This is a genomic window from Pseudomonas sp. LBUM1648, from assembly GCF_059716145.1.
Genome location: NZ_CP166808.1, coordinates 3,342,438 through 3,366,859, shown reverse-complemented (window position 1 = coordinate 3,366,859; position 24,422 = coordinate 3,342,438). Strand labels below are relative to the sequence as shown.

Genomic DNA, 24,422 nt, shown 5'->3' with positions numbered 1-24,422 from the left:
TTTCCAAAGGGCATACAGGTGCCTCGTTGACGGGCATCTTGTCTCTAAGCTCCTTTTTTCATTGGCTTGATGTCGGCTGCACCGTAGCGTTTTGCGGGGCTGCCCGACCATAGGGCAGCAAGCAATTGAACAGCGCTCGTAATGCAAACGGCTTGACCAGGCAGTGGTCCATTCCTGCCTCAAGGCACAATGCTTCTTCGCCGCGCATGGCATTGGCCGTCGCGCCGATAATGGGCTGTACATAGCCTAGACGTCGTAATTCTTTTGCCAACTCGTAACCGTTGAGTTTCGGCATGTTTACATCGCTGAGCACAACATCGAAGGTGCCGGTTTTCCAGAGTGCCAGGGCTTCTTCACCGTTGCAGGCCAACTCCACCGAGCAACCGAGCTCTTCGAGTTGATCACGAAGAATCAGTTGGTTGATGTCATTGTCTTCTGCAACCAAGAGATGCAGATGGAGTTTTTTCAAAGCGCTGGTCGTCAAGCTTTGTGTGGTCTGGTCGACCCACAAGCCCTGTGCCTGGCTGACAGCCTGGTGAATGGCATACAGGTGGCTGACGTTGACGTACCGGCATTCGGGCTGCGATGCAGGCGTATTGCGCAGGTTGGCGGTGGCGATTATAAGGGGGCCGCACCAATTCGGCACCAGGCGATGTTCAACATCACCGACATGCAACTCGATCAACAGACTGCCACGCGCCGCTGTGTTGTTGCCAAGGGGCGCTACCTGAGCCCGCGCCCCCCACCGACGCAACCAGCCCGCGATGGACTCGTTCAGCTCTCGCACCGCAGACGCCACGTAGATTGTGTTCGGTAGCAGGCAATGGGTTGCCGGCAACGATCGGGTGACGATGTCGAGTGGCAACGTCAGCGTAAAACTGCTGCCCAGTCCCTTTTCGCTCACCATGCGCAGTGTGCCATTCATCAACTGCGTCAGGCGTTTGCAGATCGGCAGGCCCAAACCGGTTCCGGCAACGACGTTGGTATTGCCTTCAGTCTGGTAGAACGGCTCGAAAATATGTGCCTGGTCATCCCGGGAGATACCACGGCCGGTATCCGTCACTTGCCACGCCACCTGTGCCTGGTCGTCAGTGCAGTCAAGTAGCCTGACCCGTAAAACCACCCGCCCTGAATCAGTGAACTTGACCGCGTTGCTCAGCAGATTATTCAGTATCTGCCGGATACGTGTAACGTCGCCAATCAATCGCTCGGGCATTTGCGGGTCCATGCAAGCATACAACTGGACACCTTTGCTCTGCGCCGCCGCCGCGTACCCCTGAACGGCCTCGTATACCAATTCCGTCGGGGCAAACTCGTGCAGTTCCAGGGCCAGTTGCCCGGCCTCGATCTTCGATACGTCCAGGACATCGCAGATCAATTGCAGCAAGGTCGCGGAGGAACCTTCGATGGCACGCAGGTACCCTTTCTGCTGGCTGTCCAGTCGAGTCCGGCCCAAAAGTTCCAGTGTGCCCAGCACGCCATACAGTGGGGTGCGGATTTCGTGGCTCATGGTTGCCAGAAACAGGGTTTTGGCTTCATTCGCCGCATCAGCTAATCGGCGTGCCTCTTCAAGCGCCGCCTCGACCTGCTTGCGCGCACTGATATCGCTGAACGCGCAGAACAGCACGTCTTCACTTTTGTAGCGAGTCGGTGCGCTGCTCAAATAAAGGTGGCGGCCGTCGACGGTGGAAAAATAGTCACTGCGATTGGGTTGTGTCGTATCGAATGCTTGCTCGATCCAGCTTTTGCAGAGCATGTCGCGCTCAATACCATTGCCCAGCCATCGCTCGGACAAGGTATTTTCGAGCATCACCTGGCCGTCCGTGCGCCGCAGCACGCAAAGGGCGACGGGCGCGGTTTGAATCACGTCACGGCTGAATGCTTCGCTCTCGATCAGTGCCTGCAAGCGGTTGAGTGCCGGTGTAATAAATCTGTGCTCGACCCGACGAATCAATAGCCAGATCAAAATCATGCTTGCCAGGCAGAACGCCAATGCCGCGAGCAGTTGCGGCATCAGTGCCTTCAGCAGATCCAGCAAGTCGAACGAGTACACCAATTGCCAGTCCGTGGACTTCAACTGTTTGCGGATCACCAGATGATCGGGAAGCCACCCGCTGCCGACAAAGCCGAAGTAGTTGTTCTCATGCGATCGGCTCAACGCCTCGCCTAGTCGGTGCGCTGGCGTGTTGGCAAACAACAGGGAACCATGGGAGTTGAGCATCATGAACGTGCCGGCACTTTGATCGTTCAGGGCTGCGGAGATTTCTGCACCGTCCATTTCCAGACCCAGCCAGCCTGAGTTTTTCACGCCATCATCCAGACGGATGAAGATGTACAACTGCGAAGCGGTAGCCGCTTGATCGGTCAACCACAACTCTTGGTCCCGTTCCGGTAATTGGTCATTCAATGCGGAAAGTTGATCCAGGATCGACCGGGGAAGCCGCGGAAGATTCGCACTGGCGGTATACAGCCGATTCACCTGAGGATTCGCTTCGGCGGAAACGTAAATCAGATTCAGCTGATTACGTTGCATGTAATCGAGCATCCTGCGTGTCAGCCAGAGGGTCCACTGCGCGCCGCCGGGAATGCCCAATTGAACGGAATGGTCCTCAATCGATGGCGAGTAGGAGAGTGGCGTGGCCATCATTGGCTTACATACGGCTGAAAGCCCCAGACTCTCAAGCAGGGACTCGCGGCTGGTAAAAAATGTCTGCGCCTCTGCGACCGCGCTGCTCATGTAGCTGCGGCGCTGGGAAATATCGTTGGCCAGGGTGGAACGCAAGAAGTTGTACGAGGCGCTGAGGATACCGGCCATCAGCACCAGCGCAAACAAACGAAGCAGCCGGCGGGCTGCTTCGGGACTGGATAAGAACGGGTTGATCTGATGCAGGTAACTTTTGAGTCTCATCACCCCACTGTAAGGACTGTGCCATCCGCGGGGCATAAGACGATTCTTAAAGTCGCTTTTTTGTGAGCCTCTTCACCCACATTGGCGGTCGACCGTTTCAAAACCCCAGCGGGTACTGAATCACTACATAAATCCGGTCAATGTCATCCCCCGCCTGCGCTTCATTGGCCCGGTGCGAAACATGTGAAACCTGCACCGACAAGTCCTTCGCGGCACCCGACTGGACGATGTACTTCAAATCAATGTCGCGCTCCCAGTGCTTACCGCCGTCACCTTGCTGCGGCTGGAAGTCACCGCTGTTGGCATCAAACGGGTTGTAAGCGCCGCCTCTGGGGGCGTGGGTGCCGTCGATATGGCTGCCGGAAACGTAGCGGGTCATGAAGTTGAGGCCGGGGATGCCGAACGCGCCCAGGTCAAGGTCGTAGCGTGCTTGCCAGGAGCGCTCACCGGCGCCGTTGAAGTCGGCGTATTTGATCGAGTTGGCCAGATAGATGGAGTCGCCGCCGACGAAATCGAACGGTGTGTCGCCATTGATCCGCTGCCAGCCGAGCATCACGGCGTGTGGGCCGAAGGTGTATTTGCCGGACAGGCTGAATGCCGTGTTGTCGATTTCACCGGCCAGCGCCTTGCCTGTGTCGCGGGTGTGATAGAGGTTGGCGTCGAGGAACACGCCCGACTGCTTGAAGTGCAGATTGCCGTAGTACTGATGCCAGGTGTCCTTCAATTCAGACGCGTACAGCGCACCGCCCAACGGTTTGTCGCCGAACAGGTCGGCGCCGAGAAAGCTGATGGAGCCGTGTTCGGTGTTGGCACCGTAGCCGTAAAAGTCGCCTTTGCCGGAAGAACTGTCCTGATTCTTGAACGCCGTGAAATGCCCGGCCTGCAGATTGACGTTGTCGATTTCACGGCTGTTGAGCAGAAAACCCGTGGCGTACTCCGGTTGCAGACGTTTGTCGGAGGTGTCGAAGACCGGCGTTTCCACGGTCATTTCACCGAACGCGAGGGTGGTGCGTGATGCCTTCAATTTGAGGGCTCCACCGGCGCTGGAATAGTTGTTTTCGCTGCGGCCATCACTGTCGACCGGCAGTAATCCAGTGCCGGAGTGGCCTCTGCCGCCGTCCAGTTTCAGGCCGGTAAAAGCATGTGCGTCGATGCCAAACCCGACCGTCCCGGGTGTGAATCCAGATGAGAAAGTACCGATAAACCCTTGTGCCCATTCCTGTTTGTAGTTCTTGCCGGCGGGTGAGGGTGAGCGGTAGTCGTTGCTCAGATAGAAGTTGCGAAGGAGTACTTCAGACTTGGCATCGTCGAAAAAACCGCTCGCGGTAGCCGATTCGGTCAGCCCGCACAGCAGCAATAAGACGGTGATTCGCGATGGCGAGAAATCGATCATGGTCTGTGGCCAGCAATAAAGAATGTGGCACTGATGATCAAGGGATTGTGGGGGTGGAGATTGAGCGAGTGTGCTCAGTTGTTATGAGAACAAGCACGCAGGCATCCAGGGCGTGCTCACAATGATGACAGCACACAAAAACCTGTAGGAGCTGCGGCACGCTGCGATCTTTTGATCCTGATCTCTAAAATCAAAATCAAAAGATCGCAGCGTGCCGCAGCTCCTACAGAGATATCGGCGTTATGACAACGGTGGCGTGCGTGGCGGGATCATTCGCTTGCTGCCCGTCGATTCAAATGCCGACGCCAGCCGCAACAGGCTCGAATCGTCGTAGGCACGACCGGCGAAGGTCAGGCCGACCGGCATGCCGATATCCGCCATCACGCCCATGGGCACAGTGACGGTCGGTACGCCGAGGTGGCGAATGGCGAGATTGCCGTTGGCGACCCAGATGCCGTTGCTCCAGGCGATGTCGGCTGATGCCGGGTTGACGTCCGCATCTGCCGGGCCGACGTCGGCGACGGTCGGGAACAGCACGGCGTCGAGGCCGAGTTTGTCCATCCAGTCTTCGAGGTCGATGCGACGGGTTTGCTCCAGACCGCGCAGGCCATCGGGCACGGTGGAGATTTCATTCCAAGGCGTGATGCCGCGTTCGGCCATGCGCACGTATTCGTCCATGCCGGCAACCAGATCGCCCTCACGGTTGGGCAAGGTGCCCGGCTCGTGCGGGAAGATTTTCGCGCCGTCGACGTCGGCCAGGCGATTGAGTTTCGGATCACCGTTGGCTTGCAGGAAGTCGTCAAACGCCCAAGCGGTCAGATCCCACAGTTCATGGTGCAGAAACTCTTTCGACACCAGACCTCGGGTGAACACGGTCGGCGCACCGGGACGGTCGCCTTCACAGTTGGAGACCAGCGGGAAGTCGGTTTCGATGACTTCGGCGCCGGCGGCTTCGAGGGCCTGACGCGCCTGTTTCCAAAGGTCGATTACCGAAGCGCGGGTGTTGATGCGCTGGCCGGTCGGGCCGCCGATACCCGGTGCTTCGCTGGTGCCAGCCTCAGGGTCGGCGTTGATGAACATGCGCGGCACGGCGAAGCGCTTGCCGGCCAGCGCTTTGGCGTCGGCAGCCAGTTCGGCGTAAGCGGCGGGGCGCACGGAGCTGACGCTCGGGATCGGCACCCAGGGTTGCAGACGCCATAGATCGCCACGGGTGTCCGGGTCTTCGGCGACAACAATGTCGAGCACTTCCAGCAGGTCGGTCATGGTGCGGGCGTAGGGCACCACGACGTCCATGGTCGGGGTCAACGGCCAGTTACCGCGCACCGAGATCACCCCGCGCGAAGGCGTGTAGGCGCACAAACCATTGTTCGACGCAGGGCCGCGCCCGCTGGACCAGGTTTCTTCGGCCAGACCAAACGCAGCAAAACTGGCGGCTGTGGCAGTGCCGGCGCCATTGGACGAACCGGAAGCGAATGGAGCCGTGAGGTAATCGGCGTTATACGGGCTCTCGGCGCGGCCATAAACCCCGCGCTGCATCCCGCCATTGGCCATCGGCGGCATGTTGGTCTTGCCCAGGCAAATCGCCCCGGCGCCGCGCAGGCGCTCGATGGTGAACGCATCGCGATAGGCGACCAGATCGACGAAGGCCGGGCTGCCAGACGCCGCCGTCAGGCCTTTGACCAGATAACTGTCTTTTGCGGTGTAAGGAATGCCATCGAGCGGGCTGAGCGTTTCGCCTTTGGCGCGGCGGGCGTCGGAGGCTTGCGCTTCGTTCAGCGCTTCGGGATTGCGCACCACAACAGCGTTCAGCGCAGTCGGGGTGTCGGCGCCATCGTAGGCATCAATACGGGCCAGGTAGGCCTGCACCAATTCAACCGAGGTGGTCTGGCCGGATTCAAGCGCAGCGCGCAGGTCGGCGATGGAAACTTCGGTGACTTCGATCATGCGGTCACCGCCGTTTGCAGTTGAGCGTTGGAAAAGATGGTCATAGCGGTTCTCGTGGCACGGCTTTAAGCGACAAGGTTAAGACTGGCGTCTATTTAACACCAAGCCGGGCGCGGAGTAATCGGTGGGATTGATCGGCCACCGATTTTCTCGTGGGTCGGCCCCTTCGCGAGCACCACATCATTCAAGCTACAAAACACCATACCAGTCGATATTGACGTGGCGGCGACGTTGTTCAATCAATATGCGTTTATTCGCTTGGCGCCTGAGGCGACGTGGGACAGAGAGGCGCATGCCCGGCACATGCGCAGTGTTTTGGCCTTAATCTGCCACGGCATTTTGAGTAGCGCCGAGTAATCGAACGTTGAGATTTGAAACCATCCAAGGAGCAGGTCACATGACCATACCGGATCAGGAAGCATGGAATGCGTGGACACCCGATGAGTTATCGCAGCGACTGAAACAGGTCTCACGTCCTTGGTCGGTGGTGGGTGGCTGGGCGATTGACTTGTGGTTGGGGCGCCAGACCCGGGCTCACGGTGATCTGGAATTCACCGTCCTGCGTGATGATTTTTCCCGCTTCAGGCAAGCGTTGGAGGCTCTTCAGTTCTACACCGTCAGGGACGGAACTCTGGAATTTCTGCCGGCAGATCGTATGCCCGGCGAGGAGGTTTTTCAGGTTTGGGGATTTGATACCGTCGCCAATGCCTGGCGAGTGGACGTGATGCTTGAATCCGGTACTTCGGACACTTGGGTCTATAAAAGAGATGCCTCGATTGTCTACCCACGTACCGAAATGGTGGGCCTGAGTGCCGCAGGAATTCCTTATTTAAAACCTGCGGCAATCTTGCTGTTCAAGGCCAAATACACCCGACCCAAAGATCAGATCGACTTCAGCCAGGCATTGCCGAACTTGTCCTTCGAAGACCGGCAATGGCTGTCTCGACACCTGGCGCTACTGCACCCGGATCACCCGTGGATTAACGATTGTCTTACTCGTTAATCCGCGGATGCTGCTGCACCAGATTCTTGCGCTTGGCTTCCAGCTCGGCTATCTCGGCGTCGATGTCTTCGATCTTCTGCTCGATGTTGTCGTGATGTTCCTGCAGCAGCTCCTTCGCTTCCTCAAGATCGGAAGCCGCCGGAGCCGCGCCGCGCAGTGGTTTGTTCGCGGTTTCTTTCATGGTCACGCCAGTGACCAGGCCGACCACGGCAATCACCATCAGGTAATACGCCGGCATGTACAGGTCGTTGGTGCTTTCCACCAGCCAGGCCACGACGGTCGGGGTCAGACCCGCGATCAGTACCGAAACGTTGAAAGCTGCCGCCAGCGCGCTGTAGCGAATGTGGGTGGGGAACATCGCCGGCAGGGTCGAGGCCATCACGCCGATGAAGAAGTTCAGCAGCACCGCCAGCATCAGCAGGCCGGCGAAAATCAGGCCGATCTTGCCGCTGTTGATCAGCATGAACGCCGGAATGGCGAGGATAAACAGGCCGATACTGCCGACAACAATGAAAGGCTTGCGGCCGATTTTGTCGCTGACAAAGCCAATCAGCGGCTGCACAAACAACATGCCAACCATGATCGCGATGATGATCAGCACCCCACGGTTTTCGCTGTAGTGCAGGTTATGCGACAGATAACTCGGCATGTAGGTGAGCAGCATGTAGTACGTGACGTTGGTCACGGCCACCACGCCAATGCAAGTCATCAGGCTGCGCCAGTGTTTGGTGGCGACTTCCTTGAACGACACTTTCGGGCCGCCGGCCAGACCTTCGCGGTCGCCTTGTTCGAGTTGTTCCACGTGCTGCTGGAAAGCCGGGGTTTCTTCGAGGGCGTGACGCAGATACAGACCGATCATGCCCAGCGGCAGGGCGAGGAAGAACGGCAGACGCCAGCCCCATTCCTCGAACTTGGCTTCGCCCAGCGTGGTGGAGATCAACACCACGACACCGGCACCGAGCACAAAACCGGCAATCGAGCCGAAGTCCAGCCAGCTACCGAGAAACCCGCGTTTGCGGTCGGGTGCATATTCGGCGACGAAGATCGAGGCGCCGGTGTATTCGCCACCGACCGAGAAGCCTTGGGCCATTTTCGCCAGCAACAACAGGATCGGCGCCCAGATGCCAATCGAGGCATAGGACGGAATCAAGCCGATGGCGAAGGTGCTCAGCGACATGATGACGATGGTCGCGGCGAGGACTTTCTGCCGCCCGTATTTGTCACCCAATGCACCGAAGAACAGTCCGCCCAAAGGCCGGATCAGGAAGGGCACGGAGAACGTCGCCAATGCGGCGATCATTTGCGTGCCGGGATCTGCACCGGGGAAAAACACCTTGCCGAGGACATAGGCAACAAAGCCGTAGACCCCAAAGTCGAACCATTCCATGGCATTGCCGAGCGCCGCCGCCGTGATGGCTTTGCGCATCTTCGCGTCGTCGACGATGGTGATGTCTTTCAGGCCGATCGGTTTAACGCTGTTTTTACGTGATTTCATCCGGGTTTTCTCTGTTGCTGATCCATTTGCCGCTTCGATGCCATCTCTTTGATGGCGCGTGCTCTTTGGCTCAGATACATGCGGACACGAAATAATTCACCGCTAACTGCTTTTTTCCCTACCGGAACTGCCGAAAACGACAAAACCCGCCGTCCCGATTGAACGGGGCGGCGGGTTTTTTTCATGTCTGAAGACAGGCGGGACTGTGCGGTCGCCTTCGCGAGCAGGCTCGCTCCCACATTGGAGCGCGGTCAACGGTGGGAGCGAGCCTGCTCGCGAAGGGGCCGGAGTTGACACCGAAAAGCTCAGCTCCTGTTCACCACATCGAGGTCAGCCCGGCAACTCCAGATTATCCAGCACCCGATTCACCGCCAGTTCTCCCAACATGATCAGTTGCGCAATGCCCTGCAACGTCCTGCGCTGCGGCGCGGGTTCGAGATGAGCGAAGTCATTGGCGATGGTTCTTGCCGAAGCCAGAGTTCCGCAGGCATCGGCCAGCAACTCCTCGTTTTTGAAGTCCGCGGTCACGGCGTACATCCTGCGGGTTTTACGTGGCGGCGGCGTGGAACCGGGTGGGCAGAGGTAGTGATCGAGCGCGCGGTCGGCGGCTTCGTTGAGCTTTTTCGAATCGAGGGATTCGTAGGGGGAAGTGGGGTCGGTTTCGGGCGGGTTAGGTGTTGGTTTGATCATGGTGAAGCTCCTTGAGAAAAATGGAGCCGTCAGCTATCGCTGCTAAACGAAGAGGTGGCGGCTGTACGCGGGTTAGCAGACCAGGCTCAAGGATCCCGGCGCACCGAAGTGCCCCACGCAAAGCCGCCATAACGTAATAGCGGAACCTGCGTGCCTTGAGAATTGCCGGGCTGCTAAACCCGATCACTGAGAAATCAGCGACGGCTCAACAATAGGCCCCATCCCCAAGGCGCACAAGCCGGCGGATTCTGGCGTAGCTGTAGGCAATTACGCAAGGTTGCGTAGCCTCGGACGCGTGTCTGAAGGTGTCTTTTAAACGCGGCTGTTTAAGGTCGCGATCTTTTGATCTTTCTTCTGAAACAACGCCTAATTCGTCAGCGAAACGACGATGTCCAGCGCACAGATCGGCAGGTAAATCAGGGTAATGGTCGTATAAGTCTTGCGTGATTTCGCCGCGAATGCGCAGAGCGGAAGAATGATCATCAACACATCCAACACCCCCCACAGCGCAATCGGCGAGGCTTGAAACAGAAAGACATTGACGATCAGCCCGAGCAACAGATAAGTCGACAACGAGAGCAGGGCGTAGCGACCATCCTGCTCGAAATAGACCCGCAGGCCGTTCTGCTCATCCTCACTGCGGCTCGGCAGCAACAGCGCCGACGAGACAAACAGCGACAGCGCCAATACCACCAGCAACAAAAACTCTGCGAACGAAAATGTCGACTTGATCTGCGGCAGCGAATTGACCGCCCACCAGAAGTCCAGTTGGGTGGCGAACAACGTAATGGCCCAGACCAACGCCACCCAATCCGGCGCGGCCGCCCGGCGGATACGAAACACCGTCAACGCGCCAAGCAGCAGCCGAGTGACGGACAGCCCCAGAATCATCGAGAGCACCGTTGCAACGATAGGGAAGTTGCTCATCATCAGTCGTGGCCCGTGTTATGCAGATAGCTGCACATCACGGTAGACGAGAAAACGGGCGCACTAACGCCCAATTGCCAAATACGATTGCCCCAAATCGCTGGCCCAACCCTCCAGCACCACCTTCACGTCATCGGCCGTCAGCACCTGTTTGTCGTTCTCCAGCGGCATGCCGGTGCCCTTGCGCACGACCTCTGCGACGACTTCCCCGGTCGAGCCGTCCTCGAACGACACTTCCGTGAAAATTTCACTGTCCTGATCGCGGATCCCGACGGCGGTGCTTACCCCGGCCGCGACCAGCGTGACCGGCAGCCATTCATAAAACCGCAAGCCTTGGGTGCTGGCACTGACCCGGGTGATAGCCGGCCTGACGATCAGCGTATTCGGACCGGGTAATGACACCAGTTGCAGCACCTTGCCCAATTCGTGCCTGAGGGCCGCATCGTAATAGTCAGTCACACCGGAGAGCGTGCTCATTGGAATCCGGGCGGTCGGCTCTACGCTGGGGTAAAACTGGCTTGGTGCAAGATAGGCCTGGGTGTAACGCGCCCTGGCCAATGCCGGGCTGACCCAGACCATTACATCCTGTCCCGACGGCGACTTGCGCTCCTTCAATACGCTGTAGTCGTGCAGAAACCCGGTATGTTCGACCTTTTGGCTGCTGCACGCCGACAGGCTCAGGGATGCCGTACACAACACCGTCATCAGGCAATGGCTTCTCATCAATGGGATTCCTTATGCTTTGGCGGGGTGTCTTGCGAACACTCGATGTGCAACTGGCCGTGGCTCATGATCCAGTGGATGAGCTCGGCGGTCGGAATCGAATGGGCATACTCCACCCATTGCGCGTTGGCCGGGCTGTACTGTTCGAAATAGCGGCGCAGGACAATGCGGCTCTGATCGCTGGCCAGCCCGAGGCAGAACTCCTGAAAGAGGATCGGCGTATCCTCCGTGGGCGCCGTGGTGCGTTGGCTGAGGATCAACGGATACTTGGCGTTATGGCCGTCGGCGGTGTAGCGGCTATGTAAAACCTTCATGAAAAGCCCCCTGAGTTGGAAGGCGTGCAGGATGCCCCAGGGATTTTGCCGGACGATGTCAGGTTGATGTCCGTGGTGAAGGAATGTTGCTCGATTGAAATAAATGACCTGAGCGTCGGAATGGTTTTAGATGCGCTCTTTTCTGGTCTGAGGAGCCTGTGACCGTGAGCAGACTGCTGTTCGTTGACGACGATGTGGAAATTCTCTCCCTGCTGAAGAAGTTCTTCGTCCAGCACGCCTACGAAGTCGACGTCGCCGCCGATGGCGAGGCGATGTGGGCGGCAATCGCGCGGCAGCGCCCGGACACGATCATTCTTGACGTGATGATGCCCGGTGAAGGTGGGCTGAGCCTGTGCCAGAAAGTGCGTGCGCAGATGGGCATTCCGATCATCATGCTGACGGCGATGGCCGAGCTGAGTGATCGCATTGTCGGTCTGGAACTCGGCGCGGACGACTACCTGACCAAACCGTTCGCCCCTCAGGAATTACTGGCCCGCGTGCGCGCCTTGCAGCGGCGTGCCGGTGAACAAAAGACGCAACTCGAACCGTCAAGGCCGGTGATCGCCTTCGCCGGTTGGCATCTGGATATCACCTGCCGCGAATTGCGCTCCCCGGAAAACGTGATGATCCCGTTGTCCGGCGGCGAGTTCGATTTGCTGGTGGTGTTTCTTGATCATCCGCAGCGCATCCTCACCCGTGAGCAACTGATCGACTTGACCCACGGCCAGGGTCACGACGCTTTCGACCGCAGCATCGACGTGCAGGTCAGCCGGTTGCGGCGCAAGATCGAGCCAGACTGCAAGCGACCGGACTTGATCAGAACCGTGCGCAACGGCGGCTATATGTTCAGCGCCAAGGTCACGCGTTCATGATCCGTCAATTCCTGCGGCGCGACCCGCTGAGTCGGCGAATCGCGCTGACCATTGTCGCGGCCATGCTTGCGGCGCTGGCGCTCAATTTCCTGTTCGTGGAGGTTGCGGGAACCTGGGCTCGACCGCCCATTGAACGCACCGGGTTGCTGGAGCAGATTGCCGCTACCGTCAAGGTGATCGAGGCCGCACCGGCACCGTTGCGCACGCAACTGGCGCTAGCGGCAAACGGCCTGACACAGGAGGTGATGTGGAGTGCGCAACGCGACGAACTCGGATTGCCCCCGGGAGGTACGCCGCTCATGGCAGACAAGACATCGGTGTTGCATCAGTTGTTGGGCGATGATCGACAGATTCGGGTGTTCAACCCCGCTGACTGGCCGAGCGGCAGTCAGCAGGGCCGATATGCGGCGCTGATTCAACTGCCGGATGCCAGCTGGTTGTTGTTCTCTTCGCGAGAGCGCTCCTGGGGACTGGACATTGGCACACGCATCGCGATCATCATCGCCCTGGGCCTGATCGCCACGGTGCTGGTGGCCTGGCTTGCCACACGCCAACTGGCCAAACCTCTGCAGCGTTTCGCCAGCGCCGCCCGACGCTTTGGCGGCGACCTGCGCGCACCGCCGATCAAGATTGAAGGCCCGGACGAGATTCGTCAGGCGATCATCGCCTTCAACACCATGCAGGCGCAGATCCAGCACTACATCGGCGAGCGCACGCACATGCTCGCATCCATTTCCCACGATTTGCGCGCGCCGCTGACGCGCATGCGCCTGCGCAGTGAGTTCATGGAAGACCTCGATCATCAGGGCAAACTGATTCGCGACATCGAAGAGATGCAATCGATGATCAACGCCGCGTTGGCGTTTTTTCGCGAAGACACTCACCGCGAGCAAACTACCGCGTTCGACCTGTCCGAGTTGCTGCAAACTATCGTTGACGACTACCGCGACCAACACATCGGCGTCGACTTCAACGGCCCCGCGCATCTGGTGTACAAAGGCCGCCCGCTGGGTATCAAGCGGGTGATCGTCAACTTGCTGGAAAACGCGGTGAAGTATGCACACAACCCGCGCGTCGCCTTGAGCTGCACTGATTACTCGATACACATCGAAGTCCACGATGAGGGGCCGGGTATTCCTGAAGAGGCGCTGGAGCAAGTGTTCGACCCGTTTTTCCGCCTCGAAGCCTCACGCAACCGCGACACCGGCGGGGTCGGCCTCGGACTGTCGGCGGCGCGGGCCATCGTGCGTGAGCAGGGTGGCGAGTTGACGCTGAGTAATCGCGAGGGGACAGGGCTGGTGGCAAGGGTGGAACTACCCTCTATCCGTTAGGCGGGGGTTGTCGGCATGAAATTAACTCTGTAGATTTTCATGAAATTATAAAAAGATAATTTCATGAGGCCGTGAATGTTTCAGCAATCCCAGCGCCATGTCGACAGTTACTACGCCCACAGTTGCGCCGATATTCTGAGCCATCGACCCGCGCTGGAAGGGCAGCACGACACCGACGTGGTGATCATCGGCGCCGGCTTCAGTGGCCTGCACACCGCGTTGCGCGTGGCGCTAGCCGGCAAACGCGTGACGCTGCTGGAGGCCAGTCGAGTGGCGTGGGCAGCCTCGGGGCGTAATGGTGGGCAGGCGATTCTGGGTTGGTCGTGTGACATGCCGCCGCTGGAGGCCGCGCTGGGGCATGAGCGGGCAAGGCGATTGTGGGACGGCATGCGTTGGGCGGCTCGGGAATTGCGTGAATTACCGGGGCGCCATGGCTTCGACTGCGATCATCGGCCGGGGCATTTATGGACGTCGGTGATGCCGCGTCGCGTGAGCCTGTTGACCGAGTGGCAACATGAGGCCAGCCATAAGTGGGGCCACGATGCATTGCAATTCATCCCACGCGAAGAACTGCCGCAATGGGTGGCCAGCGAGCGTTATCAGGCCGGTCTCTATGACCCGGAAGGCGCGCACCTTAACCCGTTGAAACTTGCCTTGGGTCTCGCGGCTGCCATCGAGCGGGCCGGCGGGTGTATCCATGAACAAACCAAAGCGCTGAGTTATCAGGAGGAGGGCGCAGGTTTTCGGGTGCACACTGAATGCGGCTCGATTAAAGCCGATGTACTGGTACTCGCCTGCAATGCCTATCTCGATGAACTCGACCCCAAACTCGCCAGTTGCATCTTGCCGGTCGGCACCTATCAAGTCGCCACCGCGCCGCTCACTCTGGAGCAAGCCACCGCACTGTTGCCGAGCAACGTCTGTGTCACTGACAACCAATTCGTCCTCGATTACTTCCGTCGTACGCCGGACAACCGCTTGCTGTTCGGCGGCGGCTGCACTTACTTGGGCGGCATGCCCAAGGACATCGCGGCGGCCACGAGGCCGTTTCTCGAACGAGTATTCCCGCAGCTCAAAGGTGTCGCGGTGGAATTTGCCTGGGGCGGTCATATCGATCTGACCCTGAACCGCACGCCGGATGTTGGCGGCGAGGGCAATCGTTATTGGCTGCAGGGTTATTCGGGGCATGGCGTGCTGCCGACACTGGCCGCCGCCCGCGCGGTGTCAGACGCAATCCTCGGCGATGCGGATGAATTGGCGTTGTATCAGGGCTTGAGTAATGGCAGTTTCCCCGGCGGCAAATACCTCGCGGCGCCGCTGGAAGCCATTGGCAAGGCCTGGTATCGATTGCGCGACAGCATCTGATTTGGAATCCCTGTCATGAACAAGCAAGAAGAAATCGCCGCGCTGGCGATCCTGATCCACGACCTGCGCAAGCACAAGAAGTGGACCCTGAAGGAACTGGCCGACAAGATCGGCCGCTCCGTGGGTTTCCTCTCGCAAGTCGAGCGTGGCCTGTCGCGGCCGACGGTGGCGGACCTGACGGCAATCAGCGAAACCTTTGGCGTGCCGACCACCTATTTCTACAGCCTGCCTAAAGCCAAAGAGTTGCCGTGGGTCACCCGGCCGGACGAGCGCCGCACGCTGTATTACGCCAACGGCATTACCGACATTCTGGTGTCGCCGCAGATCCGCGCCTCATTCTCCATGCTCGACAGTCACCTTGAACCCGGCGCCAGCAGCGGCGATCGGCACCTGAGCGACAGCTCGGAGCAGGGCGGTTACGTGCTCGAAGGCGAACTGACCCTGTGGCTGGGCGATGACCAAGAACCGGCGACGTTAAAGGCCGGCGACAGCTTCCAGTTCGACAGCCACACCCGTTGCCGCTACGGCAACCTCACCGACCAGCTCACCCGCGTGCTGTGGGTCTACACCTGATAACAATAAAAGGATGAACACGATGGACGCTGTCTGCGCAGACTTGCTGGCTGAAGTGCGTGCGTTTCGCCAACGCTACCCCGAGGTGCGTTATGTCGACCTGATCTCCCTGGACATCCCCGGGCACTTCTACGGCAAGCGCTATCCCGTGGACATGCTCGAAAAAGTTGCCGCTGGCAGCGCGCTGAAACTGCCGCAAAACTGCGTATTACTCGGCGTGCAGGGCGGCTTGTTCAAGATTGGCGATTACTGCTTCAACGACGGCGACCCGGACGCGGTGCGCCGACTGGTGCCGGGCACGCTGAAACCAGTGACCTGGGAAGCGCAGCCGCTTGGGCAGATGCTGATCACTTCCGACGGCACGGAAAAACCGATCGAATTCGAACCCCGTGAAGTCCTCGCTCAAGTGCTGAACCGACTTGCACGCAAAGGCATTCACCCGGTCGTAGCGTTTGAACTGGAGTTCTACCTGTTCGACAAAAAACTGCGCGACGGCCTGCCGCAATTCCCCCGCGACGACCTGACCGACGACGCCGATGACCAACCGAACATGCACATCGAGCGCCTGTCACGCTTCGCGCCGGTGCTTGATGAAATGGTCGAAGCAACACGCGCCCAAGGCATCGACGCCACCGTCATCACCGCTGAACTCGGCCCCGGCCAGTTCGAAATCAATTTCGACCACCTCGACGACGGCTTGCGCGCTGCCGACTGGGCGGCGCTATTCTGTCGCAGCACCCGTGGCGTCGCGCTTAAACACGGCTATCGCGCCAGTTTCATGGCCAAGCCGTACTTGCAGCATCCGGGCAGCGGCATGCATGTGCATGTCAGCCTTTATGACGCGGCCGGCAATAATCTGTTGGCGGCGAATCAACAGCAACCACTGCGCCATGCAGTTGCGGGGTGTCTGGAGCTGTTGCCGCACAGCATGCCGATCTTCGCCCCGAATCAGAATGCGATGCGGCGATTGGGCGGTACGGTGAACACCGCCACCAAAGCAAGCTGGGGCTTTGAGGATCGTGATGCGTGTTTGCGCATTCCCGAGTCGGACGAGAAGAACCTGCGCATTGAGTACCGACTGGCCGGCGCGGATGCCAATCCGTATCTGGTGTTGGCGGCGATTCTAGTGGGACTTGAGCATGGACTTGAATCCGGCAAAGTACCGATCCCGCCGCTCAATGATGATCGCAACAGCGGGATTGGTTTTCCAACGGAGATGTTTGAAGCGGTGAGGGCGATGCAGCATCAGGCGCAGTTGCGCGAGGGGTTGGGCGCAGAGTTTGTCGACGTGTATTGCGAGAATAAACGCCAGGATCATCTAGCGTTCATGCAGGAGATCAGTGCGCGGGAGTATCGGTGGTATTTGTGATGGGGTGGCATTGGCGGGGGGTAAGTTATGCTTTTCGCGCCCAGCTTCCGAACATCACATCACCGATGTAGACGCCAGAAGAGGCTGAACGCTCCTGATCCAGACGCTCTTGCAGCGTTTCAATGTCGACCTCTTCTGCACTGGCCACCCCTAATGCAGTGATTCGCGGCAAGCAGGCTCGAACAATGTAACCAAGGCCGTAGGGAGTATCCGGTGTTTGTATAAGACATTCGGCCCGAACGCTTTCGACGGTCAAGCCTGCCTTGGTAAAAATGCCATGCAGGTTGAAACCCATGTGTAGGTCGGCCCCTTCACGAGCAATCATTTCTTGTATCCAGGATTGCGCTCTTTTATGCAGAGGGAAAGGGTCCAGGCTTGCAGGCACCATCGTCGTATCGTGTTCTTGAAAGACCACGATGCCATTGGGGCGCAAATACTTCGACAGCGCACGGATCGTTGCCACCGCATCCTTCTGATACATCAGCACGCGCCGTCCGACGATGGCGTCAAACGTACCGATAGAGTCCTGCAGCTCTAGAAGCTCGCACTGGAGAAATGTCAGTGAAGGGTGGTTTTGTGCTGCGGCGCGCTGGCGTGCAGTGGCGATGGCTTGGGCGTCATGATCAACTCCGATGACCTCTGCGTCTGTTCCCACCAGATCGCACAACAGAAAAGAAACATCACCCGAACCACAGCCCACGTCCAGGATTCGCATGCCTTTTTCAATTCCCGCGTCGATCAGCAAACGCGTGGTGAAGTCGGGTAGGTTGGTCGACATTACTAAGCCTCGCTGAGTTTTCCGGGAAGTCTATTGCATACTCTTCGGCCATCATGCCGCTCGGGTCGATAGCTGCCCGCTGCGATTGACTGCTACCGACCATTGACGCCTTTGGGAAGGCTCCATGTTGTGTATCAGCCCATGGCGCCCAGCAGCGCTTCATCCTTCGCCACCGCACGTTTGTAGGCATCGCGGCTCATTAGCTTCTCGGCGTAAGCGAGAAACGCTGCTCTGTGTGGCAAGGTGCCCAAGCCAAGCCCCCAGCCGATGTGGGAACCAACATAAACGTCGGCAGCGCAGAAGCGCTCTCCGGCAATGAACGGATTAGCCAACACGGCGCGTTCGAGTTGGTCCACGGTGCGCTCGTAGCTTCCATAGCCAAAGAAGAACTCCTGATCCGGCGTTGGGTTGAAGCCGGCGCGGTGGTTGGTCACGGCCTGCTCCAGGGGGCCTGCAGCGAAAAACATCCATCGGTAGTAGGCCGCCCGCTCCGCTGCTGCAGGAGCCAGGTTCGCTTCGGGGAACGCATCAGCCAGATACGCACAGATGGCGGCCGTTTCTGTTATGGTTTGCCCGTTATGCACGAGTGCGGGGATCTTCCCCATCGGGTTCACATCGCGAAAAAAAACTACGCGTGGATCATCAGGGTCGGCCACCGTCGGCGCTGCCAGCGCAGCACCTCCCCAACGGTCAGACTCGCTGGTCGACTGGTAATCCAAGATGACCGATTCATACGTGCAGCCGATTTCTTCGAGCATCCAGCGCACCATGCGGCCGCGAGAGTTGGGATTGGTATAGAACGTCATTGTCATCGTGAGCTCCTCTTGGCTCGGTTCGTTGACGACAATGGTAAGAGCGACGCTGCATAACCCCTTGGGCGGTTTGCGCCAGAATACTTGCTTAACGCGCCATTAATGGAGCGTTGCGTTACGCGCTGCCGCTCACTTGCGGCTCGGAGCATATAAATGTCCCACCTTCATACCAGCACCGAGCGGTGTAAATTGCCCAGAGTATTCTGGCAATCGATAGAGCAACTGGGACTCGATCCCGCGTTGATTCAACAGCACGCTCAGTTGCCCCATGACCTTCACCTGAACGAATCTGCCTTTGTCAGCACGCATCAGCTCTTTGCCGTCTGGAACGCCATCGAGGCGATTTCTGCAGACCCTGCCTTTGCGATAAAAATGGTCCGTGATACCCCCAGTGCGAAACACAAACTGGCGTTCCTCGCGGCGTTATATGCGGCTGATTTTCGCGACGGACTTGCGAGGTTGTCTCGCTTCCAGCGCTTATGCAGTCCCGACAAAATTTGCATCGACGAGCACAAGGGCAATGTGTCATTCACGATTATGTGGCCCTCTGGCACGGGGCCGGCGCCTTATCTCTCGGTGGAGGCGTGTTTTGCTTTGGTACTGGAATTGGGTCGACGAGGCACCGGCAAACACATTGAGCCCATTGCATTGAGTCTGAGACGGCCAAGGCAAAAACTGGAAACCCATTCAAGTTACTTCGGTTGCCCCATTCACTACGGCGCAACCCGTGACGAGTTGACTGTAAGCGCCACCGACATCGATCTACCGTTTCTTGAGCACAATCCGGAAGTGCTGCACATGATGACGCCCGGCCTTAGTGCCGCAATCCGAGAGATCGAAGCGCCCCTTGGATTCTGTGAGCAGGTCATTGAAGTGCTGAAACGAGGGCTGGCGGCGGGGCGGCCAAGTTTGCAGTATCTTGCCCAAGAGCTATTGCAGAGCGAGCGGACGCTGCAACGACGATTAGCCTCAGAGGGTACGACATTCAGCGCGCTGCTCAACGAGGCCCGGCGCCAAGTCGGATTTCACCTGCTTGCTGATACGACCCTTGAACTGAAAGAGGTGGCGTATCTGCTCGGTTACGAGGACGTCAACTCTTACTACCGGGCTTTCCGGCAGTGGGAGAAGGTTTCACCGAGTGAGTGGCGACGCCTCAATACGTGAAGTATGCCGCCAGGGGGCGATAACCCGATGCCGCTCCCTCAACTATTCAACGACATCGGCTTATCGCCACCCGGCGGCAAGCCAAACAGCTTGCGCACCACGTTCAGAAACGCCCCATAAGGCCGTCCCAGAAACAACATCATCAACGCCGCGCCGAGTGTGCCGCGCACCAGGCCGTCTCCCGACGCGCCACTGAAGGCAATGATCGCTGCATAGATGGGCACCTGAAAACTGACGAGGGCAATACTGTCCCACAGCAACTTCGAAACCCGACGCTCACTGGCTCGCGTCATTAACCAGTCCCGCCAAAGGCCGTAAGGTCTCGCGACTGGAACCATCAGGACCGCACCCAGAAGGCGAGCATGAAGGACCTGATCCCACGTCATGCCGGCAATGAAGCGTTCATTACGTTCACTACACCACTGCTTCGTCTTGATCCGACACCGCCAGGTGTGGAGAGTCGCCGAAGTACTCGATCAACAGTTGGGAGGACACCGAGTTCAAGCAGGCGGTCAAGGCGCTCGGGCGCAGGAAGCTCATCATGACCGCGCTTTGGACCGAAGCCTGCCTGGCATTCCCGGTACTCGACGCAATCCAGGAAGGCTATGAAGTCTATGTGCCGGTCGATGCGGTTGGCGGCACGTCGCTCGCCGCGCACGAGGCGGCGCTGCGCAGGATGGAACAGGCGGGCGCGAAGCTCATCAGCCGGGTGCAGATGTACTGCGAACTGCAGCGCGACTGGGCGCGAGAAGTGACCGTGCCAGGCTTCTTGGGTGTGTTCGAGAACTTTGACGGGTTCAACGCTGAAAAAGCTCTGGAGGAGGCGGCCAAGAAAGCCTGATTAGCCCGCAATTGATGAAGGTGGCGTTCGCAACAGCGGGCGTCATCTTCATTTGCAATTTAAGGAACGGACCACACTCAGAAGCGTGGCATGCCCCATTTAAACGCACACTTTTTCACAAAGACCTCTCCGCAACCATTCAATGGCAGAATCCCCTCAACTTGAAAGTTTTGGAGATCACCATGCTTCGTGCGTTTGAACGAAGACTCGACCCTTTTCCTCCTGACGAGGTTCCACCGCCACCCAACGGTCTGGCGCGTTTTCTGTGGGCCTGCACACGGGGCGCCCGCGGTTACATCCTTGTGCTGGCGCTGCTGAGTGCCGGTGTTTCGATTTATGAAGCCTGGCTGTTTTCCTTCCTCGGCCAAGTCGTGGATCTGCTCTCGACCTGGCAGGCCGGCGGTGAAGCCGCTGCGCAGGAGAGCCGCGTGCTGTGGGGCATGGGCATCGTCATGGGCACCAGTGTCGGGCTGGTGGCGCTGCGCACGATGGTGCAGCACCAGATATTGGCGATTAACCTGCCGTTGCGGCTGCGCTGGGACTTCCATCGGCTAATGCTGCGGCAAAGCCTTTCGTTTTTCTCCGATGAGTTTTCCGGCCGGGTCACGACTAAGGTGATGCAGACGGCACTGGCAGTGCGCGACGTGCTGTTCACCATGATCGAGATCATCCCCGGGATCGGTGTGTATTTCATCGCGATCATCGCGCTGGCCGGCGGCTTCGCTTTGAAACTGATGCTGCCGTTCATTGGCTGGGCGGTGTTGTTCGCGCTGGCCATGTGGTACTTCGTGCCACGCTTGGGCAAAGTCGGGCAGGAGCAGGCCAATGCGCGCTCGATGATGACCGGGCGTATTTCGGATGCCTACACCAACATCACGACGGTAAAGCTGTTCTCCCACTCCAATCGTGAAGCGCACTTCGCCCGCGCTGCGATGGAAGATTTCAAACTCACCGGTTTTCGCCAGATGCGTCTGGTCAGCATGTTCGAGATCGTCAATCAGGCACTGGTGGTGGGGCTGATCATGTCGGCCGGTGGTTACGCCCTGTGGCTATGGCACCAGGGTGATGTCGGCGCCGGTGCCGTGGCGGCGATCACCGCCATGGCGTTGCGGATCAATGGCATGTCGAACTGGATCATGTGGCAAATGACCTCGCTGTTCGAAAGCATCGGCACCGTTCAGGATGGCATGGCGACCCTGACCCAAGGGGCCAAGGTGCAGGATGCGCCGGATGCCGGTGAGCTGGTGACCAAAGGCGGCGCGGTCACCTTCGACAAAGTGCATTTCAACTACAACGGCGAACGTCAGGTGCTCGATGGCCTGAACCTGAACATCCGCCCGGGCGAAAAAATCGGTCTGGTCGGTCGTTCCGGTGCCGGCAAATCCACGCTGATCAACTTGCTGCTGCGCTTCTATGACGTCGACAGCGGCGAGATTCGCATCGACGGGCAAAACATCGCGCACGTTACGCAAGACAGCCTGCGCAGCGCCATCGGCATGGTCACGCAGGATACTTCGCTACTGCACCGTTCCATTCGCGACAACATCGCCTACGGCCGTCCCGATGCAACCGACGCGCAAATCCGCAGCGCCGCCGCCAGCGCCCAGGCCGATGAATTCATCAGCCAACTCAGCGACCGGCAAGGCCATAGCGGCTACGACACGCTGGTAGGTGAGCGGGGCATCAAGCTGTCGGGCGGCCAGCGCCAACGGGTTGCGATTGCCCGGGTGATGCTCAAGAATGCGCCGATCCTGCTGCTGGACGAGGCCACCAGCGCGCTGGACTCGGAAGTCGAAGTGGCAATTCAGGAAAGCCTCGATGACATGATGCAAGGCAAGACCGTGATCGCGATCGCCCATCGGCTGTCGACCATTGCGGCCATGGACCGGCTGATCGTCATGGACGAAGGCCGCATTATTGAACAGGGCACTCACAGCGAATTGCTTGAGAGAAACGGCGTCTATGCGCGGCTTTGGCAGCATCAGAGCGGCGGGTTTCTGGGAGAGGACAAGGGCGTGGTCGAGGCGATGGATCAGGTGTGAGCGGGAAGGGCGCACGGAGAGTTCAATCCTGGCGCCCGTTAATTTCGCACGTGCATTCAGCGTTTAGGCGAGCGCGTCTAAAAGCGGTTCATATTTTTTTGAGGTGGCCATATTTGCCGCACGCCAGGGGTGAGTGCACGGAGGGACGCCAGAAAGCAGTTCACCATTCGTCCAATAGCCGGCACTCGCCACGCCTGATCGCCTCTCAACCTTAAGCACGGACTTCCCGCGCCTTGGTAGGAGAGCCAGCATGGAAATCGATGAAAAAGCCCCAGGCAACACGTCTCAGCAGGAAGTGACGCGCACTACGGACAATGAAACCGGCCATGATCCGCGCCGAGATGAGTCTTCGAACCCGTTGCCGGCGGACGATGAAGCGGCGGTCGATGAAGACATGAGCGATGTGGATGCGAACAACTCGGTGTCGAGTGAGCATCCTTAGCCAAGTTAAAACGAAGGCAAAAGAAACCCGGCGTTCAGGCCGGGTTTTTTATTGGCCCTCAGCCTGACCCTCGCCCAGAGAGAGAGGGGACTGATAGGGGGAATGCTCAGAGCGCAGCCTTCACCTGCAGGCCAAACAACAGCGCATTGTCGATATCCTGCCCGGAAAACGCCCCCGGCTCGATGATGTATTGCAGATTCGGGCGCAGGGTCAGCCAAGGCGTGGCCTGATAACCGTAACCGAGTTCGATCAACTGTTCGGCGCTGTCCAGGTTCGGGAACGCCGTGCCATTGTTCAGCGCAGCGTCTTGCAGCACGTCGCGACTGCGCGGGTTGGGCACGGCGCGGCCGTAGCCCAGGGCCACGGTGTCACGCGGGCGACCTTCGAACGGTTTGTACAGAACCACGCCAGTGCCGTACCACTTGCTGAATGGCGAAGCCGCTTCGCTGGCAGCCGAGTATTGGCCGAAGACATGCAGGCTGCGGCCTTCGGACGATTTCGAGCTCCACACAGCTTGGTCGACCAACAAGTAGTGACCACCACGCCCGGACACTTCCTTATCGCTGCCGATGCGTTTTACGTCAGAGCTGTCGTAGTAGTAGCCGACCTTGTACTCGCCGGGCAGCTTACCCGCGTGCTTGTAGACCAGCTCGATCGGCACCACGGTGCCAGTGGTGTGTTTCGGGCCCAGGTGCCAGGCGCGGCTGGAGTTGCCGTTACTGTCCGGGTCGACGTTGAACGCCGCCACGCGCAATTGCCAGGACGGCGACAGGTCGTATTTCACACGCACGCCGAGATGGGCGTTGGGATAGTTGGTCCAGCCGCTGCCGCCGGACATGTTCAGCGGGTGCCCGCAGAAGCCGGCGTTCATGAAGTTACAGAGGATGCCGCTGTCGAGGCCGCCGAGGTCGTTGCCCATGGCCATGTAACCGAGCTTGACGTTCAGCGCCGGAGTGAACAGCGTGCGCTCGTAGCTGAGTTCGGTCAGGCGGGTGTAGAGACCGCCGTAGTTTTCCTGAATCGGCAGACGGTTGCCGACCAGATCCTCGGAAGCGCTGTTGCCGCGCCGGTCGTTGATGCTCAGTTGCACCTTGCCGGCGTTGTCGACGCCATACAGTTTGCTCAGATCGAATTGCACACCGAGCTTGATGTTTTGCGAGTAACGGGCCGAACGATGCAGGCCACCGTCGGCGTTGTAAGCCGTTTCGCCGGTGTAGTCGCCGGTGAACTTAATGCCGTCTTCGTCCATCTGGTGGCGCAGCCCACCCCAATCACCGGTCAGGGTGTTGCGGGTCATCAGGTTCGAATCGGCATCGGCGAAAGCGGGCAGGGCAGCACTGCAGGTCAGGCCCAACAGCAAGCCGGCATGAGAAAAGCGAACAGGCAAAAGCATGTGAATCTTCCAGCTGAAATTTTAGCGATAGCGCAAAGCAGCG

The 24,422-nt window shown here is 58.9% G+C and carries 21 protein-coding genes and 1 pseudogene; 10 read left to right on the top strand and 12 right to left on the bottom strand.

What is annotated here, in order from left to right; genetic code table 11:
- Positions 1-58: 58 nt before the first annotated feature.
- From ACA043_RS15410 to ACA043_RS15400, 3 genes are all read right to left on the bottom strand, one after another.
- Positions 59-2,908: an ATP-binding protein gene (locus ACA043_RS15410; protein ID WP_489880442.1), complete on the bottom strand. Its 2,850-nt coding sequence runs from the start codon at positions 2,906-2,908 to the stop codon at positions 59-61.
- A gap of 97 nt (positions 2,909-3,005) precedes the next feature.
- A complete protein-coding gene (locus ACA043_RS15405; RefSeq protein WP_497657331.1) occupies positions 3,006-4,301 on the bottom strand; it encodes an OprD family porin in 1,296 nt (431 codons plus the stop codon).
- 240 nt (positions 4,302-4,541) lie between these two features.
- Positions 4,542-6,245 (bottom strand): amidase, encoded by a 1,704-nt coding sequence (locus ACA043_RS15400; protein WP_497657330.1) that lies wholly within the window; start codon positions 6,243-6,245, stop codon positions 4,542-4,544.
- A 397-nt stretch (positions 6,246-6,642) separates the two neighbouring features.
- Between ACA043_RS15400 and ACA043_RS15395 the strand changes: the two genes are divergently transcribed.
- A complete protein-coding gene (locus tag ACA043_RS15395; protein WP_489880445.1) occupies positions 6,643-7,248 on the top strand; it encodes a nucleotidyltransferase domain-containing protein in 606 nt (201 codons plus the stop codon).
- Here ACA043_RS15395 and proP read toward each other — a convergent pair.
- From proP to ACA043_RS15370, 5 genes are all read right to left on the bottom strand, one after another.
- Entirely contained in the window at positions 7,238-8,743 is a 1,506-nt protein-coding gene (gene proP / locus ACA043_RS15390; RefSeq protein WP_187679830.1) for a glycine betaine/L-proline transporter ProP, read from the bottom strand. The genes ACA043_RS15395 and proP overlap by 11 nt on opposite strands.
- A 330-nt stretch (positions 8,744-9,073) precedes the next feature.
- Positions 9,074-9,433 (bottom strand): DUF6124 family protein, encoded by a 360-nt coding sequence (locus ACA043_RS15385; RefSeq protein ID WP_497657329.1) that lies wholly within the window; start codon positions 9,431-9,433, stop codon positions 9,074-9,076.
- A 366-nt stretch (positions 9,434-9,799) separates the two neighbouring features.
- Entirely contained in the window at positions 9,800-10,360 is a 561-nt protein-coding gene (locus ACA043_RS15380) for a hypothetical protein (protein ID WP_489880446.1), read from the bottom strand.
- Positions 10,361-10,423: 63 nt separating this feature from the next.
- Entirely contained in the window at positions 10,424-11,083 is a 660-nt protein-coding gene (locus tag ACA043_RS15375; RefSeq protein WP_497657328.1) for a DUF3313 domain-containing protein, read from the bottom strand.
- Positions 11,083-11,397: a hypothetical protein gene (locus tag ACA043_RS15370; RefSeq protein ID WP_187679835.1), complete on the bottom strand. Its 315-nt coding sequence runs from the start codon at positions 11,395-11,397 to the stop codon at positions 11,083-11,085. The genes ACA043_RS15375 and ACA043_RS15370 overlap by 1 nt, the downstream gene beginning before the upstream one ends.
- Positions 11,398-11,561: 164 nt before the next feature.
- Between ACA043_RS15370 and ACA043_RS15365 the strand changes: the two genes are divergently transcribed.
- The 5 genes from ACA043_RS15365 to ACA043_RS15345 all read left to right on the top strand — a co-directional run bounded on the left by ACA043_RS15365 (position 11,562) and on the right by ACA043_RS15345 (position 16,907).
- The gene (locus ACA043_RS15365; protein ID WP_497657327.1) at positions 11,562-12,269 is read left to right on the top strand and encodes a response regulator; all 708 of its coding nucleotides are present in this window, start codon (positions 11,562-11,564) and stop codon (positions 12,267-12,269) included.
- Complete coding sequence (locus ACA043_RS15360; RefSeq protein ID WP_497657326.1) at positions 12,266-13,600, top strand: ATP-binding protein; 1,335 nt, start codon at positions 12,266-12,268, stop codon at positions 13,598-13,600. The genes ACA043_RS15365 and ACA043_RS15360 overlap by 4 nt, the downstream gene beginning before the upstream one ends.
- A gap of 75 nt (positions 13,601-13,675) precedes the next feature.
- Positions 13,676-14,965 carry an NAD(P)/FAD-dependent oxidoreductase gene (locus ACA043_RS15355; RefSeq protein WP_489880450.1) on the top strand — a complete coding sequence of 430 codons (1,290 nt, stop codon included), beginning with the start codon at positions 13,676-13,678 and terminating at the stop codon, positions 14,963-14,965.
- Positions 14,966-14,980: 15 nt separating this feature from the next.
- A complete protein-coding gene (locus ACA043_RS15350) occupies positions 14,981-15,538 on the top strand; it encodes a helix-turn-helix domain-containing protein (protein WP_489880451.1) in 558 nt (185 codons plus the stop codon).
- Positions 15,539-15,560: 22 nt separating this feature from the next.
- Positions 15,561-16,907, top strand: coding sequence for a glutamine synthetase family protein (locus ACA043_RS15345; RefSeq protein WP_489880452.1), 1,347 nt, complete (start codon positions 15,561-15,563; stop codon positions 16,905-16,907).
- A gap of 25 nt (positions 16,908-16,932) precedes the next feature.
- Here the strand turns inward: ACA043_RS15345 and ACA043_RS15340 are convergent, their stop codons facing one another.
- Positions 16,933-17,685, bottom strand: coding sequence for a methyltransferase domain-containing protein (locus ACA043_RS15340; RefSeq protein ID WP_489880453.1), 753 nt, complete (start codon positions 17,683-17,685; stop codon positions 16,933-16,935).
- Between the two features lie 134 nt (positions 17,686-17,819).
- A complete protein-coding gene (locus ACA043_RS15335) occupies positions 17,820-18,497 on the bottom strand; it encodes a glutathione S-transferase family protein (RefSeq protein ID WP_489880454.1) in 678 nt (225 codons plus the stop codon).
- A 153-nt stretch (positions 18,498-18,650) separates the two neighbouring features.
- On the opposite strand from ACA043_RS15335, the gene ACA043_RS15330 reads away from it, so the two are divergent.
- Positions 18,651-19,661 (top strand): AraC family transcriptional regulator, encoded by a 1,011-nt coding sequence (locus ACA043_RS15330; protein ID WP_489880455.1) that lies wholly within the window; start codon positions 18,651-18,653, stop codon positions 19,659-19,661.
- A gap of 38 nt (positions 19,662-19,699) precedes the next feature.
- On the opposite strand, the gene alaE is transcribed toward ACA043_RS15330, so the two are convergent.
- A complete protein-coding gene (gene alaE, locus ACA043_RS15325; RefSeq protein ID WP_489880563.1) occupies positions 19,700-20,098 on the bottom strand; it encodes an L-alanine exporter AlaE in 399 nt (132 codons plus the stop codon).
- A gap of 32 nt (positions 20,099-20,130) precedes the next feature.
- On the opposite strand from alaE, the pseudogene ACA043_RS15320 reads away from it, so the two are divergent.
- From ACA043_RS15320 to ACA043_RS15310, 3 genes and pseudogenes are all read left to right on the top strand, one after another.
- Positions 20,131-20,502, top strand: a pseudogene (locus ACA043_RS15320) (isochorismatase family protein); the annotation flags it as partial.
- A gap of 182 nt (positions 20,503-20,684) precedes the next feature.
- The gene (locus ACA043_RS15315; RefSeq protein ID WP_489880456.1) at positions 20,685-22,544 is read left to right on the top strand and encodes an ABC transporter ATP-binding protein; all 1,860 of its coding nucleotides are present in this window, start codon (positions 20,685-20,687) and stop codon (positions 22,542-22,544) included.
- A gap of 250 nt (positions 22,545-22,794) precedes the next feature.
- Positions 22,795-22,986, top strand: a complete 192-nt coding sequence (locus ACA043_RS15310; protein WP_187679845.1) for a hypothetical protein — start codon at positions 22,795-22,797, stop codon at positions 22,984-22,986.
- 106 nt (positions 22,987-23,092) lie between these two features.
- Here the strand turns inward: ACA043_RS15310 and ACA043_RS15305 are convergent, their stop codons facing one another.
- Positions 23,093-24,379: a carbohydrate porin gene (locus tag ACA043_RS15305; protein ID WP_497657325.1), complete on the bottom strand. Its 1,287-nt coding sequence runs from the start codon at positions 24,377-24,379 to the stop codon at positions 23,093-23,095.
- Between the last annotated feature and the right edge of the window lie 43 nt (positions 24,380-24,422).

Bases quoted from the DNA above. Each gene is read 5' to 3' on its own strand.
- ACA043_RS15410 (WP_489880442.1), bottom strand. From the start codon at position 2,908: ATGAGACTCAAAAGTTACCTGCATCAGATCAACCCGTTCTTATCCAGT.
- ACA043_RS15315 (WP_489880456.1), top strand. From the start codon at position 20,685: ATGCTTCGTGCGTTTGAACGAAGACTCGACCCTTTTCCTCCTGACGAG.
- ACA043_RS15345 (WP_489880452.1), top strand. From the start codon at position 15,561: ATGGACGCTGTCTGCGCAGACTTGCTGGCTGAAGTGCGTGCGTTTCGC.
- ACA043_RS15360 (WP_497657326.1), top strand. From the start codon at position 12,266: ATGATCCGTCAATTCCTGCGGCGCGACCCGCTGAGTCGGCGAATCGCG.
- ACA043_RS15375 (WP_497657328.1), bottom strand. From the start codon at position 11,083: ATGAGAAGCCATTGCCTGATGACGGTGTTGTGTACGGCATCCCTGAGC.
- ACA043_RS15350 (WP_489880451.1), top strand. From the start codon at position 14,981: ATGAACAAGCAAGAAGAAATCGCCGCGCTGGCGATCCTGATCCACGAC.
- ACA043_RS15355 (WP_489880450.1), top strand. From the start codon at position 13,676: ATGTTTCAGCAATCCCAGCGCCATGTCGACAGTTACTACGCCCACAGT.
- ACA043_RS15370 (WP_187679835.1), bottom strand. From the start codon at position 11,397: ATGAAGGTTTTACATAGCCGCTACACCGCCGACGGCCATAACGCCAAG.
- ACA043_RS15395 (WP_489880445.1), top strand. From the start codon at position 6,643: ATGACCATACCGGATCAGGAAGCATGGAATGCGTGGACACCCGATGAG.
- ACA043_RS15305 (WP_497657325.1), bottom strand. From the start codon at position 24,379: ATGCTTTTGCCTGTTCGCTTTTCTCATGCCGGCTTGCTGTTGGGCCTG.
- proP (WP_187679830.1), bottom strand. From the start codon at position 8,743: ATGAAATCACGTAAAAACAGCGTTAAACCGATCGGCCTGAAAGACATC.
- ACA043_RS15385 (WP_497657329.1), bottom strand. From the start codon at position 9,433: ATGATCAAACCAACACCTAACCCGCCCGAAACCGACCCCACTTCCCCC.
- ACA043_RS15310 (WP_187679845.1), top strand. From the start codon at position 22,795: ATGGAAATCGATGAAAAAGCCCCAGGCAACACGTCTCAGCAGGAAGTG.
- ACA043_RS15335 (WP_489880454.1), bottom strand. From the start codon at position 18,497: ATGACAATGACGTTCTATACCAATCCCAACTCTCGCGGCCGCATGGTG.
- ACA043_RS15380 (WP_489880446.1), bottom strand. From the start codon at position 10,360: ATGAGCAACTTCCCTATCGTTGCAACGGTGCTCTCGATGATTCTGGGG.
- ACA043_RS15405 (WP_497657331.1), bottom strand. From the start codon at position 4,301: ATGATCGATTTCTCGCCATCGCGAATCACCGTCTTATTGCTGCTGTGC.
- ACA043_RS15400 (WP_497657330.1), bottom strand. From the start codon at position 6,245: ATGATCGAAGTCACCGAAGTTTCCATCGCCGACCTGCGCGCTGCGCTT.
- ACA043_RS15330 (WP_489880455.1), top strand. From the start codon at position 18,651: ATGTCCCACCTTCATACCAGCACCGAGCGGTGTAAATTGCCCAGAGTA.
- ACA043_RS15340 (WP_489880453.1), bottom strand. From the start codon at position 17,685: ATGTCGACCAACCTACCCGACTTCACCACGCGTTTGCTGATCGACGCG.